At 59.7% G+C, this 14,273-nt stretch carries 10 protein-coding genes; 6 read left to right on the plus strand and 4 right to left on the minus strand.

Annotated features, from left to right (window positions below):
- Positions 1-97 precede the first annotated feature (97 nt).
- From OXE05_01680 to OXE05_01700, 5 genes are all read left to right on the plus strand, one after another.
- The gene (locus OXE05_01680) at positions 98-1,945 is read left to right on the plus strand and encodes a DUF3604 domain-containing protein (GenBank protein ID MCY4436027.1); all 1,848 of its coding nucleotides are present in this window, start codon (positions 98-100) and stop codon (positions 1,943-1,945) included.
- A 41-nt stretch (positions 1,946-1,986) separates the two neighbouring features.
- Positions 1,987-3,063: an endonuclease NucS gene (locus OXE05_01685; protein ID MCY4436028.1), complete on the plus strand. Its 1,077-nt coding sequence runs from the start codon at positions 1,987-1,989 to the stop codon at positions 3,061-3,063.
- A 142-nt stretch (positions 3,064-3,205) separates the two neighbouring features.
- Positions 3,206-4,315, plus strand: coding sequence for a M24 family metallopeptidase (locus OXE05_01690; protein ID MCY4436029.1), 1,110 nt, complete (start codon positions 3,206-3,208; stop codon positions 4,313-4,315).
- A gap of 572 nt (positions 4,316-4,887) precedes the next feature.
- The gene (locus OXE05_01695) at positions 4,888-6,228 is read left to right on the plus strand and encodes a S8 family serine peptidase (protein ID MCY4436030.1); all 1,341 of its coding nucleotides are present in this window, start codon (positions 4,888-4,890) and stop codon (positions 6,226-6,228) included.
- A gap of 283 nt (positions 6,229-6,511) precedes the next feature.
- Positions 6,512-7,531: a polysaccharide deacetylase family protein gene (locus OXE05_01700; protein MCY4436031.1), complete on the plus strand. Its 1,020-nt coding sequence runs from the start codon at positions 6,512-6,514 to the stop codon at positions 7,529-7,531.
- Between the two features lie 54 nt (positions 7,532-7,585).
- Here OXE05_01700 and dgoD read toward each other — a convergent pair whose 3' ends face one another.
- The 4 genes from dgoD to OXE05_01720 all read right to left on the minus strand — a co-directional run bounded on the left by dgoD (position 7,586) and on the right by OXE05_01720 (position 13,054).
- On the minus strand, positions 7,586-8,725 hold the full coding sequence (dgoD, locus tag OXE05_01705; GenBank protein ID MCY4436032.1) for a galactonate dehydratase: 1,140 nt from the start codon (positions 8,723-8,725) through the stop codon (positions 7,586-7,588).
- A 94-nt stretch (positions 8,726-8,819) separates the two neighbouring features.
- Complete coding sequence (locus tag OXE05_01710; protein MCY4436033.1) at positions 8,820-9,752, minus strand: phosphotransferase; 933 nt, start codon at positions 9,750-9,752, stop codon at positions 8,820-8,822.
- Positions 9,753-10,594: 842 nt separating this feature from the next.
- Positions 10,595-11,758: a pyridoxal phosphate-dependent aminotransferase gene (locus tag OXE05_01715; GenBank protein ID MCY4436034.1), complete on the minus strand. Its 1,164-nt coding sequence runs from the start codon at positions 11,756-11,758 to the stop codon at positions 10,595-10,597.
- A gap of 231 nt (positions 11,759-11,989) precedes the next feature.
- Positions 11,990-13,054, minus strand: a complete 1,065-nt coding sequence (locus OXE05_01720) for a DUF933 domain-containing protein (protein ID MCY4436035.1) — start codon at positions 13,052-13,054, stop codon at positions 11,990-11,992.
- 472 nt (positions 13,055-13,526) lie between these two features.
- On the opposite strand from OXE05_01720, the gene OXE05_01725 reads away from it, so the two are divergent.
- Positions 13,527-14,270 carry an aspartate/glutamate racemase family protein gene (locus OXE05_01725; protein ID MCY4436036.1) on the plus strand — a complete coding sequence of 248 codons (744 nt, stop codon included), beginning with the start codon at positions 13,527-13,529 and terminating at the stop codon, positions 14,268-14,270.
- The last annotated feature ends 3 nt before the right edge of the window (positions 14,271-14,273 follow it).

Consider the following 14,273-nt stretch of genomic DNA (forward strand, 5'->3'; position numbering starts at 1 on the left):
TGCGGGCTGCCGGGACGCACGCTGGTGGTACGATACCGTAGCATGGGGATACTGTTAAGCCGTCACTTCAAGCGGTAGAGCCCAAGGAGCGGAGACGATGTCTTTGGGGCAGAGCGGGCGCTTCCGGGTCAGTGTGGACGGCCCGCTGCGAGTTGCTGAAACAGTCACGCTGCAGCTTCACTACTCGCCGCCGGCGGGCGGCCTGCAAGCGGGTGGGAATCTCTGGTTCTTCTTCGACATTCGCCAGCTTGACGAGTGGGTGCTCAACTTCACTTGGCCGGACTCAATTACGGTGCAAGGTCCGGCGGGATCGGCCTGGGAGGCCGAGGCGCTCGTTAATGGCGGCGTGGTGCGGACGTTTGATATTCATGCTCCGGTGCCTGAATTCCTCCACGTGGTGCACGTGACATGCGTTGCGGGCGCAGTGATGGAGGCAGAGCGTGTTACGGTGCAACTGCGCACTGCCCCTGACGGCTTCCTGCTCCCCCGCAATGCCATCGACGCCTTCCGCTTCTGGCTGGTCGAGGACCCGTCCGGTGAGCTTACGTTTTACCACCCGGAACGCGACAAACACCACTACTTCCTGCCGCGTGACGCGGAACTCTCCTTACTGGAGAGTCATCCCCTCACCATCAAGGAGGCTGAACCGGCGGCGCTGCAAGTAACCACGCCTTCGCATACCACGGGGCAAGCGGCCACGCGCGTCGTCGTCACCGATAGGTTTGGCAATCCGGTACGCGATGCCCAGGGAGAGGTGACCTTACGGTCCGGCAATGGCGAAACAACGGTTACGCTCAGCTCGTTTAGCGCCGCAGGGACGATTCCCGTGCGGGGGCCGGTTGACTGTGTTACGGCGTCGTATCGGGGCATCGAGGCGGTGAGCAACCCGGTGCGGGTGGCAGAGGAGCCGCCGCCCCTCTCGCTCTATTGGGGCGATCCCCACGGCATGCTCTTCAGCCAGCGCCCCATTGTCGATCACTTTGCCTGGGGCAAAGATGTGAATGACCTCGACTTTGCCGGCGGCCAGTTGTTCTCCTACAGTATTTCTATTGAAGAAACGTGGGAAAAGCTCCAGGATGCGTGGCAACAGTACGACCTGCCCGGGGAGTTCGTCGCGCTGCCTTCGGCGGAATTCGGCACCACTCCCGACGGGAGTCACCGCCATGCGTTCTTCCCGGAGATTGCGGGACAGCCGCCGGTGTTCTGCGAAGATCGGCCTGCGGCGCACGATCCGAAACTCCAGGCGCGTTTTCACCCGGATACGGTCTTCTGCAAAGACTATCAAGAGTTCTATCGCGAAATGAAGCGCCGGGGCGCGCTAATGCACGGTCACTTCCATACGCACTTCTACGTCCAGGAACATCTGGCGGAGATATTTCAGAAGCAGAGAACGGACGGCGAGGTGGAAGAGGAGAAGATCAACCAGTACCTGATGCAAGGCGTGAAGCTCGGCTTCGTGAGCGGGAGCGATACCCACGACAGCCGACCCGCCAATCCCTACCGGGAACCGGGCCCGCTGACCGGTGTGGCCGGGCTCACCGGTGCCTGGGCGGAACGGTTAGACAAACCGTCAATCTTCGACGCGCTCTTCAACCGGCGCTGCTACGCCACCAGCGGCGTGCGCATGATCGTTGATTTTCGCGTGAACGGCGCGCGGATGGGCTCCACAGTGCAGGCGGACCGCTTTGGCTTTACGGCGGACGTGGTGGGTACGGCGGACATCGAACAGATCGACCTGGTTGTGAATGGCGACACGGTCAGAAGCTATGCGCCCCGGCAACAGCACGTGAAGTTGGAGGACGAGGTGCCATTGTGGTACTCACCGATGGATGTCCACTACTGCTACCTGCGCGTGCGGCAGCAGGACGGCAACCGGGCGTGGACGAGCCCGATCTGGCTGGAGCCGTCTGTCACTCGGCGAAAGCCGGTGTCTAGCGGTAGCTAGTAGTGGTAAAGGCTGAATGACCGGAACCAAGAGGAACAGGCATGGAAGAAATCGAGGTATGGGCAATTGAAGGATCTCAGGCAGTGCCTATTGAGCGGGCGGAGATGGACTTGGAGAGCAGTCTGGAGGACACGCTCGTCGCACACCCGGACATGTTGTTGCCTAATCTAAAGCTGGTAGGCCGGCAAACGCCGGTCGGCGACGGGAATCTCGATTTACTCGGCGTAGATGGTGAAGGCAAGCTTGCTGTATTCGAGCTAAAGCGCGGCACGTTATCCCGAGACGCTGTGTCCCAGGTGATAGACTATGCCTCCGCCCTCGAAGCTATGAGCGAAAGTGATCTATCCGGGCTTATTTCCGGTAACTCTGGTCAAGACGGCATTGAAAGGATTGAGGACTTCGTGGAGTGGTATCGGGAAGGGTTCAGGGGATCATTGGACTCTTTACGACCACTGAGTATGTACCTCGTTGGCCTGGGAACTGATGATACCACTAGGCGCATGGTGGACTACCTGTCTGAACATGGCGTGGATGTATCCCTTCTGACTTTCTATGGATTTGCATACTCGGGCAAGACCCTGCTAGCCAAGCAGGTGCAAGCAGCCCCTGTCGTACCACAGCATCCATCACGAGAGGAGCGAATGCGATTGCTTGAGAGTCTCGCAACGGATATGGGCGTAGCCGACCTTATGGCTGCGGCAAGAAATATGTTCTCTAGTTCCTGGGACAAAGTGACTCAGGGGAGGTACTCGTCTCCCCCGTATCCAGAGCCAACAAAGACTGGGATAACTTACTACTTGTCAAAACCAAGTGAATCGGGGACATACTCCTACCCCGCCTTCTCGTCCATCCAATTGGAAAAAGGGAAGCGAGCAATCAAGGTGCGGTTCTACCCGCGTGCTATTGAACTATGCATTGAGAAGTTTAACCAACTGGATCCAGAGAAGATCCCGTTTGAGAAACAACCCCCCCGCCATGCAGCCCCAACGGATCGAGTGAAAGAGGAGATTCTATTCCCCTTGCATTCACTCGACGATTGGGAGGCGCGCAAATCCAAATTAAGTGAACTTACGCGAGCTACCTTTGAGGGTTGGATGGACGAAGAAGAGAGTCAGTAGCCGTTGCAGGGCTAGCCGTGTTCGCGCTTGAAGCTGGGGCGGTTACAAGGTGGGCGGGTTGCGTAGTCCTGCTATTTCTCAAGTGAATCCGTTGTATCCGATGCTGCAGTGACTAACACCATGGATGATTTGAGTCGAGAACATGGCTGACATAGCGCGCATAACACAATCCATGGCAGAGCAGCGGCTCGATGCGCTGGTCACGCTGGGTATGCGCAACTGCGCGTATCTGGCGGGCGCGGTCAGCGAAGGGCCGTGGCTCAATGAGCCGCAGGGGTTGGCGCCGTGGATGACGTGTCTCATTCCCCCCGGCCGGTCGTTTACGTTTGGTGGTCTTCCCCAAGAAGAAGACCTGCCGGTGGAGGGCCTGTCTCCTGACCATACGCGGGCGGCGCGACTAACAGTGCTGGCGGATGAGATGCGCCAGCGTGGACTGGCGCGGGCGCGCATCGGTCTGGACATGGAATTTGCAGCAGTGAGCGATCTGGAGAGGCTCAAGGAACTGCTGCCGGAGGCCACGTTTGTCTCCGCCGATCTGCTGCTTGCCGAGGCGCGGGCGTGCAAGACGCCGGCGGAGATTCGGTGGCTCCGTAAGGCGATAGCCGCCTCGGAGGCCGGGTATCGCGAGATGCTGCGGGAAGTTCGCGTGGGGATTTTGTTTCAAGACCTCGTGACCGTATGGGCCAAAGCGGTGCTGGATAACGGGGCCCTGCCCATCAACACGTCGCCGGTGTCGTGGATGCTGCCCCACACCGGCACAAGTTTGCGGGAGCAACCGAACGCCGCCGTGATTCGTAGCCCCGGTGTCGTTGAAGCGGGTCTGGTTTACCGTGTCGACCTTGCTGCAGTGTCTGTCGGCTATTTCTCCGACCAGAAGTTCAACTTCTGCGTCGGCACGCCGCGCAAGGAAAGCTTGGCAGTTTGGCGGGAGCACCGCGAGCGGCAGCTCTTTATGGAAGACTTCGTGCGCCCCGGCAAGACTAAGCGAGAGGTCTTTGACGCTTGCCAGCGTGAGTTTAGGGGCATTGATGAATATGCCTGGTGGATTCACGGCGTGGGCATGGATAAACATGAAGAACCGTTGATCGGCAGCTTGCTGCCGTCCGCCGTTGACGTGCGGCCGGAAATCTTGTTTGCGGAGAACAACGTGGTCTCGCTGGAGTCCTCGTGGCTCGAGGAGGACATGTACGTGCTTAGGGAAGGTGGATTCGAGCGGTTGGGGACGATCCCGCAGGAAGTGGCTATTGTGTGAGAATGAAGACTGGATTCCGGCTTTCGCCGGAGTGACCATGGTCTTGGTTTGGGCAGAGTTAGGAATGCGAAGTGTGGTCGGCTCTCTAACCGTTTCTTGAGTGTTTGAAAAGGGCTGCAAGTGAGGGTGAGAGGACAGGGAGAGGGGCATCATCCGACATATGTATGTTGAAGATTGCCTATAGATGAGCGGAGGTGAGAGGGCAACACGAGGGGCGCGCCGTCCGTCATTCCCGCGAAAGCGGGAATCCATCTTCTCCTGCTTGCAACCACACTTTACCACCGAGTCTTCAGCCCTTGTGCTCAATCTCAAGAGCGGGGGACAAGCCCCCGCGCTACAAGGAGAAGATCACTTCAATACGTCCTTCCCGCGCATTGCTTGGCTTTGCAACGTTGATCGCGGGGCGGTATCTCGGGTGTGCGTGGTGAAGACTGGATTCCGGCTTTCGCCGGAATGACGGATGAGGGTCGTTACTATCCGGGCATTTGGCCCTGGCGAGAGAAGGCAAGGTCACTATATTTCGCTGATACTGCAAGGAAATCTGTTACCAATAGTCGCTAAAGGAGAGTCACATGGCCATAGCCGAGAAGCAAAGCGGCGTGCTGCCGGAGGGCGTGCGTGAGCCGTACGACTGGGCCCTCGACCAGATGCGAGTCAGAGAGGCCCATGCCATTACGCAGGGCAGTCCTGACGTAATCGTGGCGGTGATAGACCTGGGCTATCGTTTTCATCCCGACCATGAGGGTCACCTGTGGGTCAATCCACGCCCCACGCGGGGCGACGTGCACGGCTGGGACTTTGCCGAGGAAGACGCCACACTTGAATATGAAGGGTCGCGCTCGGACACGATGTATCATCGCGGTCACCACGCGTTTGTCGTGGGCGAAGTAGCCGCGACGGCGCCCAAGTGCCCAATCATGGTACTGCGCGTCGGGTACGAACCGCACCACCAAAAGAGTTGGCCGCGCGCCGTGCGCTATGCGGTCGATCACGGCGCCAAGGTGCTCGTGATGCCCCATGGCTACATCACTCTAGACCACACGGACGGCGTCCCGTTGTTCTACAAGGGCACCGACTTCAGCTATCCCTACGACAATATCGGCCTGATCGAGGCGCTGGACTACGCCTACCAATCTGGCTGCCTGGTTTTCAAAGGCACGGCGGACAACCGCGGTAGGCGGGTAGCAACCGTAAATGCCGGCGTTGACAGCGTCTTTGCCGTCGGTTCGACGAACCGGCATGGTCAAGCGGCGAACATCGCGGCATCGGCAGACTACGTGGAGGCGGCCACGCCCGGCGGCGAACGCAATACGGACGACCCAACGGAATCCGTTTGGGGAACCGGCGGCGACCTCGAATACATTCCCTTCGAGGGCGGGTGCATGGCGTCCGCCTTTGGCGGCGGCGTCGCGGCGCTGGCGTTCTCGCGCTATCCGCACCTTTCCAACGTGGAGATTCGACAGATTCTGCGCAATACGTCGCAGGGATCCGGCTGGGACCCGTTGCTTGGACATGGCATCTTCGATGCCTACGGGGCAGTTTCGCTCACGCCGCAGGAGTTGTCGCCGGGATTGCGGATTGACACGGAGGCATCACGCGTACGCCGGGAAGATGGGCGGCTGCTGGCTGATATCGTAGTGGAGAATACCGGCGCATTCGATGTCGCTCGGATGCTTGCAGTCGCCTTCAATGGCGACCCGAAAACTGCTGCCGACGCCGATGCCACTCGCGAGGAGTCGAACATCCTGATCTGGCGGCAAATTGGGCATTGCATTGCGCCGGTGCCTGGTCTGGAGCGAGTCTCGGTCTCGCTGGAGTTGAAAGACGACACGCAGCCGGAAGAGGTCTGGGTGCAGGTAAACCCGCTGGATCTGGGCATGGCGGGCGTCTACGACTCGGCGCGGATATCTTAGTCTTGGAAGACGCGTAGGACGGCGAAAGCCAATTACTGCACGGCTGCCCGGCCGTCACTCCGGCGGAGGCCGGAGTCCAGGCAGCGTGGGTTGCAGTGAGTTCCGTCCCAAAGCGGGCTCGGGTTTGAATACGTGCGGCATTTGGGCAGCGAGCGCAGGTTGCAAACCTACGCTACCGGAACAAGACCGTCTGTAGCGGCTACTCTCATAGTAGTAACAGCAAGCTATGCTGAGCCTGCGCACGTTGTTAGGGACACGGAATTCATGGCGTGAAGGAGTTGCGATGAGGATTTCGTCCGTAGAGGTGGCCCCCTGGAAAGACGACGCCAGCTTCGTCTACTCGGTGGTCTTTGACGAGGGCACCATCGACTGTTTGGCCAACGCGTTCCCCCTCGCGCAGCAGTACGACATTCCCGGAGACGTGGCGGTGGTGGCCGGGCAACTGGGTGAAAAGCGCCACGTCGAGCGCAGTTCCCTCAACGACTATTTCCACATGGGGCCGGACCACCTTAAGTTTCTTCTGTCGCAGGGTTGGAGCATCAGCAACCACAGCTATTGCCATCCGCCGTTGCGCGAACCGGACAGCATCGATTTTGCACAGGAGATCGTGGAGTCCTACCACATCCTGGAACAGGCGCTGGGACAGCCGGCGCCGATCTTCTCATCGTGGAATAGCTTCGAGGTCTACGACACGGTGCGGGCGTGGGTGCAACGCGTGCCGGGCTATCTCGGTCTGACACGCGCCTCCAACGATGCGGAACACATAAACCAGCCGGACTTCGATCCGTTCAGCATCTGGCGCAACCGCCTGTGCGAGGACGACGCCATAGCATACCTGCCTCCGTGGCTCTCGCGCGGCGGGTTCGAGCCGGAGCGCGTTCAGGGGCAGTGGCTCGTAGATGTCACGCACCTGGTCATGTACAAGACGCCGCAGGGACACAAGTGCATTTCGCCCTACGCTCTGGAAGGGCGTTTCGACCAGATGCGGACGCTGTTTGGAGAAAACATGTGGGCCGCGAATCCGGACGACGTCGTACGCTATGCCTACCTGCGGCGCCACTGCGCACCAGCGGTCACGCAGGATTCGGATACCTATGCCACCATCACGCTGGATTTCCCGCAACTGCCGCTGCAGATTGAGAAGGGTGAGCTGACGTTCCTCGTCTCCTTTGCTGAAGATCCTGGACCCGTGCACATTCAAGGGCCGGATGGCATTGCAAATGTCACTGCGGCCGGTGAAGGGCGTGTGCGCTTCACGTGCCATGTACGTGCAGGCGCTGAAATCGTAGTAGCCAACGGATAGCGGTCCTTATCGGCTGTTCTTCCGAGATAGGCTGCGTACGTTCGCTCCCTTGCTTTACCAGTCTGTGAGTGAACCGTCGTCCCGGTGCAGCCGGGCGTGTTCCCAGTATTGATATGGATACTGTTTTGCTGCCTCGGCGTTGAACTCAATGCCAATCCCAGGCACGTCGGCGGGATAGAGGTGTCCGGCCTCCACACGGCACTGCGTGGGGAAGATGTCGGTCATGGCCGGCGGGACCATGGAAAGTTCCTGAATGCCGAAGTTGGGAATGCACATATCAAGCTGCACGCTGGCGGCGGTGTTTACGGGTCCCAGCGGATTGTGCAGGGCCGAGTCGATGTAATGCACCTCGCTCATGGCGGCGATCTTCTTGCCTTCAGTGATACCGCCGACGAGGCCGAGGTCGGCGCGCATGTAGTCAATTAGCTCATTCTCAATGAGCTCGCGGAACTGCCACTTGGTGATGAGCTGTTCGCCGGTGGCGATAGGAACACTGGTGTGGTGGCGCAGATTGGCGAACGATTGCGGGTTCTCCGAGCGAATGGGGTCTTCGATGAAGAAGGGACGGAGCGGCTCAAGCCGTTTACATAACTGAATCGCCCACGTCGGATTGAGGCGCGTATGCACGTCGAGGGCGATTTCGATTTCATGCCCCACGGTCTCACGCACGGCTTGGAAGGCTTCCACCGCATTGCACACTGCCCGGGCCGGTTCCAAAATGTCGCCCGGATCGGTCGGCAGGCCGAACCGCACCACTTCGAAGCCTTCATCCACGCGCGCTTGCGCGGACTGCGCAAAAGACTCCGGGCTGTCGGTCCCGCCGCCAAAGTGGGCGTAGCAACGCACTTTGTCGCGGGTCTTGCCGCCGAGCAGTTGGTAGGTTGGCACCTCGAGGGCCTTGCCAAGCAAGTCCCAGAGGGCGATGTCGAGGGCCGAAATGGCTGCTGTGAGCACCGGGCCCGCGCGCCAGAAATTACCGCGGAAGTGGTCCTGCCAGATGTGCTCGATGCGCGCGGGGTCCTGGCCGATGAGCAGCGGCCGGTAGTGCTCCACGGCCGCCGCCACGGCCTTGTCCTTGCCGGAGCAGCCGGATTCGCCGATGCCGTACAGGCCGTTCTCTTCCGTTACGGTGACGAACGTGTAGTTGCGCGTGCCGCCACTTACAATATGGGTTTGGACGTCACTGATCTTCATGGTTTGCCTCCACTTCCAACGTGTTTATGCTTAAAGAAACAGGCGGTTTCGGACATAGCCTCTCGTGCCAGGAGACGGGGGACGAGCCCCCGCGCTACTCCTGATGGGGATTGAGCGGCATTGGAGCCGCGCCTTCCAAGTACTCCTGTAGCCGCTCCCACTGGGCGGATATCCAGTTGTGTTCAGGTGGTGACTGGGCGGCGGCCCAGAAGATGAGGGACGCTGCACGCGCGGCCATCAGAGCGGGGAGAGCCGCGCGCTCCACTTCCGAAAGTCTGCGGATCTCCTGGTAACCGTCGAGAAGCGCGACTCGATTTACAGCGTACCTCGGCTTGCCCCACGCCCCTGCCAGCACCACCGCGAGGTCGAAGGCGTAGTGTCCGAAACCGCAGTCGTCAAAGTCGATGAGGGCCGGCCGGTTGCCGTCGAACAGGATGTTGCTGAAGCTCAGATCGCCGTGAACGAGGCCGTATGCAGCGGCGTCTCGGCCGATTGCATCCTCCGCCTGCCGCAGTTCTTGCTTGGCTCGCGCCAGATCACACCTCAGCGTGGCCTCGAGCTCCTGACGATCCCCGGCGAAGATACCGTCGGCGTCACAGCGTGGTCGCGTGAATCCGACCGGCGCCTGCCACCGTTCGGAGAAGAGGTGGAGCTTTGCAAGCATTGCTCCGACAAGCCCGAAGTGTGCCGGTGTCCGCTCGGCATTGGGGATCAGGCCGCCTTCAACCCAGGAGGCCACGGTCACGAAGCATACGCCGGGAGCTTCCCAAGCGTAGTGACCATCCGCCAGACGCAGTGGTCGGGGGCATGGGATCACGCTGTCCGCGGCAACCGCTGCCAGCCAACGCATTTCCGACTCCACTTCCGGGAGCTCACGGCGATCCGGTGCGTAGACGCGCAGGGAGTAAGCCTGGTCACCAACCGCGACGCGGAAGGACGCATTGACGAAGTCTTGCAGCAACTCGATTGAGGCGCCATCGAGGCCATATGCAGTCAAAGCGGCACCAACGATTGCCGGATCAGGCATGCGGGCTTCTGCGCCACAGCAAGCAGATGACGGAGCTCCTTTCCTACTATCAAGGCTTGCTTCCATTCCTCGGAAAACATGTCCCTATGTCCTGGCAAACACCACATTCCGGGGCGGCATAAAATGTATTCACCATCTATTCTGCTGTCAATTTAAGTGATACGTGCATTCTCGCTTAGCGGTGCACTTCCCCGGCCACCTCCATCGGATAGGTGTCGCCGCTGTAGAGACAACCCTGGAGATTGACCCAGACCCCGGCCGCAGCCAGGGTGCCCACAAGAGACACCCCTACGGCGCTGGATTCCTGCGTGCGCGAGAATGACGAGGTAGGTTTTTGTGTCGGGGTGTGGTGAAGCGTGCCCCGGCTCCCTGGACTTCGGCTTCCGCCGCCGTGACGGTATCTCCACTATACTGCTCATTTTCCCATCCAGCATACCTGATGCTGACAATCCCCTCGCTGTGCGCTCTGTGACAACTCGACCCCAGGACGAATGCTCAGCTGAGAGCCACCAGGTGGGTCGACACCTCATGTACTGAGGCGCTACGACGACCTATCGGGGGAAACAGCTATGATCTCCCAACTACTCACCATCCCGGAGCAGACCACTCCTAAATGGTTGACTAGCGTCCTCCTCCAAGGTGGGCAGCTCCCTCACGGCCACATGACCGACGTCCGCAGTCTCCGTCCACCGAGCCAACATCCGCCTGGACGCTCTTCCATTTGCTCGTGCGCTACTCGGCCGATGCGCCGCCATCAGCACGGGAGCACCTGATCTTGAATCTGTCCAAGCGACCGACCGCAAACCTTGGGACGCAGGAGCATTGCTCGTTATGCCATTCGCTTACAATAGCTTTCGCAGCCGTTCGAGGGCTTCCTGCAGCTTTTCGCGGCTGGTGGCGTACGACATGCGCAGGTGGCCGTCGGCGAGGAACGACGACCCCGGCACGGTGGCGACGTGGGCTTCTTCCAAGAGGCGGTCGGCAACCGCCATGTCTTCTTCATCCCCTCTGACTTGCGGGAAAGCGTAGAATGCGCCGCCCGGCAGCGAGCAGGTATAGCCAATTGAACGCAGCCCTTCTACAAGCAATGTGCGACGGGCGCTAAACTCAGTAACCATCTCCCGCACGCAGTCTTGCGGTCCGGTGAGGGCGGCAATGGCGGCCTTTTGGGCGGCAGCTGTCGGATTGCTCGTGATCTGTGTCATCAGGTCGTTGATCGCCTTGACCACCGGTTCCGGCCCGGCCACGTAGCCCAAGCGCCAGCCGGTCATGGCGTACGTCTTCGATACGGTATTCACGGTGATTACGTGGGCTTTCTCGTCCGGTCCCATTGAGGCGGGCGACAGGTGCTCAGTATCGCCGTAAAGAAAGTGCTCGTAGGTCTCGTCCGCGATGAAGTAGATGTCGCGTTCTACACATGCTCTTGCCAGTTTGCGGATCTCCGCAGGGTCAGCCACCTCGCCGGTGGGGTTGCACGGGGAGTTGAGGAGAATGGCCCGGGTCTTGGGAGTGATGCGCTCGAGCAGTGGGTCCGCCGTGATTGCAAAAGGTGAGGGGAGGGACACAGTGACGGGATTTCCCTGCGCCAGTTTGATCTGCTCGAGGAAGGTCGGCCACGTGGGTGCATGGACGATCACCTCATCGCCGGGATCGCAGATCGCGAGAAAGACGTTGCAGACGGCCTGTTTGCCGCCGACGCAGGCAACCACCTCATTCGGGCTGTAGTCCACTCCATTCTCACGAGAGAGCTTCTCGGCAATGGCCTCTTTGAGTTCGGGGATGCCGCCGGCAGGAGTATATTTGTTGAATCCATCCTGAATCGCGGCTATGGCAGCCGCTTTTATGTGTTCCGGCGTATCAAAATCCGGTTCGCCCACAGAGAGATTGATGACATCAATGCCAGACCGCACCATTGCTTTGGCCTTGGCATCCATGGCCATGGTAGGGGATGGGGTCAATTCCAATATTCGGTTGGCTACTGCCTGCGCGGAGCTTGGGGGTGCCACGAGCGGATTGCCTCCAGATGCTAAGAGAAGGAAGAGAACTCAAGATGATTATATAAACACTGGTCAGCATCTACAACGACTTGCCAATCCAAGTGTCTTACTTGCGCGTGTGGAATGAGGTCCACGCTGCGACAAGCTCAGCGCGAAGGGCCAAGTGTTCAGCCACGCTGCGATCCTTCGGCAAGCTCAGGACAGGCAAAGCTCAGCGCGAACGGTCACGTTTTAGCCACCTTACCGCGTGAAGAGTATATAGAGCACATCGCCGTCTTGAACGACGTAATCCCGGCCTTCCTGGCGCACGAGCCCGTGCTTGCGCGCATCGCCGTACCCGTTGTTCTCGACCAACTGATCCCAGGGAATCACTTCCGCCCGGACGAAACCCCGCGCCATGTCGGTGTGGATCTTGCCGGCGGCGTCCTGCGCTCTGGTGCCCTGTGGGATGGTCCATGCGCGCACTTCTTGTTCGTTCATGGTGAAGAAGTGGATCAGGCCCAAGAGCGCATGCGACTCGCGCACAACGCGTGCCGCGCCCGCTTCAGCGAGATCTAAGTCCTCGCGAAAGAGCTTGGCCTCTGCCGGCGGTAGTTGCGCGATTTCCATTTCCAGTTGCGCGCAGAGGCCTAACACTGTTGTCTGCGCGTGGGCGTAAGTGGCGCGTACGTTCGTGGCCAATTCGTCAGCCTGCGCCATCTGTTCCTCAGAGAGATTGAGGACCACCAGAGTGGGCTTCATAGTGAGGAGCTGGTACCCTCGGATAGCTTGTATTTCGTCTGCGGAGAGTTCCAGTGCCCGTACCGGCACGCCCTGCTCCAGCGCGCTTTGTATGCGTTCCAAGAGACTCTGTTCGCGCTCAAGTTGGAGGCGTTCGGCTGCGGGGGCCGTGCGCCATTGCAACGCGAGCCGCTCCAGTCGGCTTTCCACGATTTGCAGGTCTGGCAAGACGAGATCGAGATGAATGCTCTCAAGTTCGTCGCTGGGGTCTTGGGTGCCGCTGAAGGCCCCAATGACAATGAGCAAGGCATCTACGGTGCGGAGCGTGCCTACCCAGGCGGCATCCTTTTCTTGCCTGCCGAAACCGGCGCCGGGAAAATCCAGGTACTGTACTTCCGTGGGGATGCACAGTTCAGTTGCGAACAGGGCACAGAGCGCTTCAAGGCGGGCATCGGGCAGGCGCACGGTGGCGAGGGTTGGTTCCAAGCCGTGGGACTGGTGGCTCTGTTCCGACGCATCGCCGGCAAGGGCAGTGAAAACTGTGGTCTTGCCGGAGAACGGCAACCCAACTATGCCAATCTGCATCCGGATTCTATCCTTTAGTTACCCTTGCAAAAGTGAGTTTGGCTGGAGGTGTTTGGCCGGGACTCAGTAATCGTTCCCCTCGCCCTGGCCCTCTCCCCAAGGAGAGAGAGAAGATTCGCCTGAAGCAGCATGGGTGCCAGGAGAGTGCGGCCGTACTCTTACGCGTCCGCGTGGCCTGTTAGCACGCGTCCACAGTCTGGCATCCGTTACGTATTGTATGGTGCATGAAAGCTAGCGACAACCGAAGCTTAGCAACACAGGTTGTTTTGGCAAGTTTGCTGCGCTATCATCGGTGTAGCAAATACGCTCCGGGAGAGCGAAAGACTGGCGGAGTGCGGTAGATAATGCTCAACCAGCATTCCTGGTGGGTGGCATGTCGTACACACGCTTTTTCTTGCTTCAATGAACTGAGTCTAACGCGAGTTCTTAGCCTTTGAAGGCGTCAAAGCACCAAGTGAATGGAGGAATTGGCATGTTTGGATGGCGTGGACGCATCGGTCTGCTTGTACCTTCGGTAAACACGGTGGTGGAGCCGGAAGGCTGCGCATTGCTGCCTGACGGCTTTGCCGTTTATGCCACTCGCATGCGCAATTCCCGCTCGGATGCGGACGACATGGCGCAGATGTGCGCGCACGTCGATCGCGGCGTTGATGAGTTGCTCAGCGCGAACGTCGACGCAATCGCGTTTGCCTGCACCGCAGGCAGTTTCTTCGAGGGCGCTGACGGTGAAGAGGCATTGCGCGAACGGTTGCGGGGCGGCAGCAATATCGAGTCAGTGACTACTGCCGGCGCGGTCGCCGGGGCCCTGCGCGCTCTAGACGCACAGCGCGTTGCCATGGTGACACCGTATATCCCGGAGCTTAATGACCTCGAGGTCAAGTTCCTGCGCGATTGGGGCTTCGACGTGGTGAGCCAGGCCGGCATGAGCATCCTCACGGCGTTCGACATCGGCGTTGTTCCCCTGGAGGAAACCTACCGCTTTGCCCGCGATCACGTGGCAGAGAGTGCCGACGCGCTTTTCATTAGTTGTACCAATCTCCGTACCATGGACGTCATCCAGGCCCTTGAAGAAGACCTGGGCATTCCGGTTGTTACGAGCAACCAGGCGACGTACTGGCAATGCCTGCGTGCGTTGGGCCATACTGCGGCGATTCCCGGCTACGGCAAGCTTTTCGATCTTTCCCCCGCGGCGCAGCCTGTGCCCGTGACCGTCTAGGCG

This window comes from Chloroflexota bacterium (genome assembly GCA_026710945.1).
Classification (GTDB): domain Bacteria; phylum Chloroflexota; class UBA11872; order VXOZ01; family VXOZ01; genus VXOZ01.

What these genes read in the sequence shown, in the direction of transcription:
- OXE05_01680 (MCY4436027.1), top strand. Translation starts at nt 98, where the DNA reads ATGTCTTTGGGGCAGAGCGGGCGCTTCCGGGTCAGTGTGGACGGCCCG.
- OXE05_01690 (MCY4436029.1), top strand. Translation starts at nt 3,206, where the DNA reads ATGGCTGACATAGCGCGCATAACACAATCCATGGCAGAGCAGCGGCTC.
- OXE05_01725 (MCY4436036.1), top strand. Translation starts at nt 13,527, where the DNA reads ATGTTTGGATGGCGTGGACGCATCGGTCTGCTTGTACCTTCGGTAAAC.
- OXE05_01695 (MCY4436030.1), top strand. Translation starts at nt 4,888, where the DNA reads ATGGCCATAGCCGAGAAGCAAAGCGGCGTGCTGCCGGAGGGCGTGCGT.
- OXE05_01685 (MCY4436028.1), top strand. Translation starts at nt 1,987, where the DNA reads ATGGAAGAAATCGAGGTATGGGCAATTGAAGGATCTCAGGCAGTGCCT.
- OXE05_01720 (MCY4436035.1), bottom strand. Translation starts at nt 13,054, where the DNA reads ATGCAGATTGGCATAGTTGGGTTGCCGTTCTCCGGCAAGACCACAGTT.
- OXE05_01700 (MCY4436031.1), top strand. Translation starts at nt 6,512, where the DNA reads ATGAGGATTTCGTCCGTAGAGGTGGCCCCCTGGAAAGACGACGCCAGC.
- OXE05_01710 (MCY4436033.1), bottom strand. Translation starts at nt 9,752, where the DNA reads ATGCCTGATCCGGCAATCGTTGGTGCCGCTTTGACTGCATATGGCCTC.
- dgoD (MCY4436032.1), bottom strand. Translation starts at nt 8,725, where the DNA reads ATGAAGATCAGTGACGTCCAAACCCATATTGTAAGTGGCGGCACGCGC.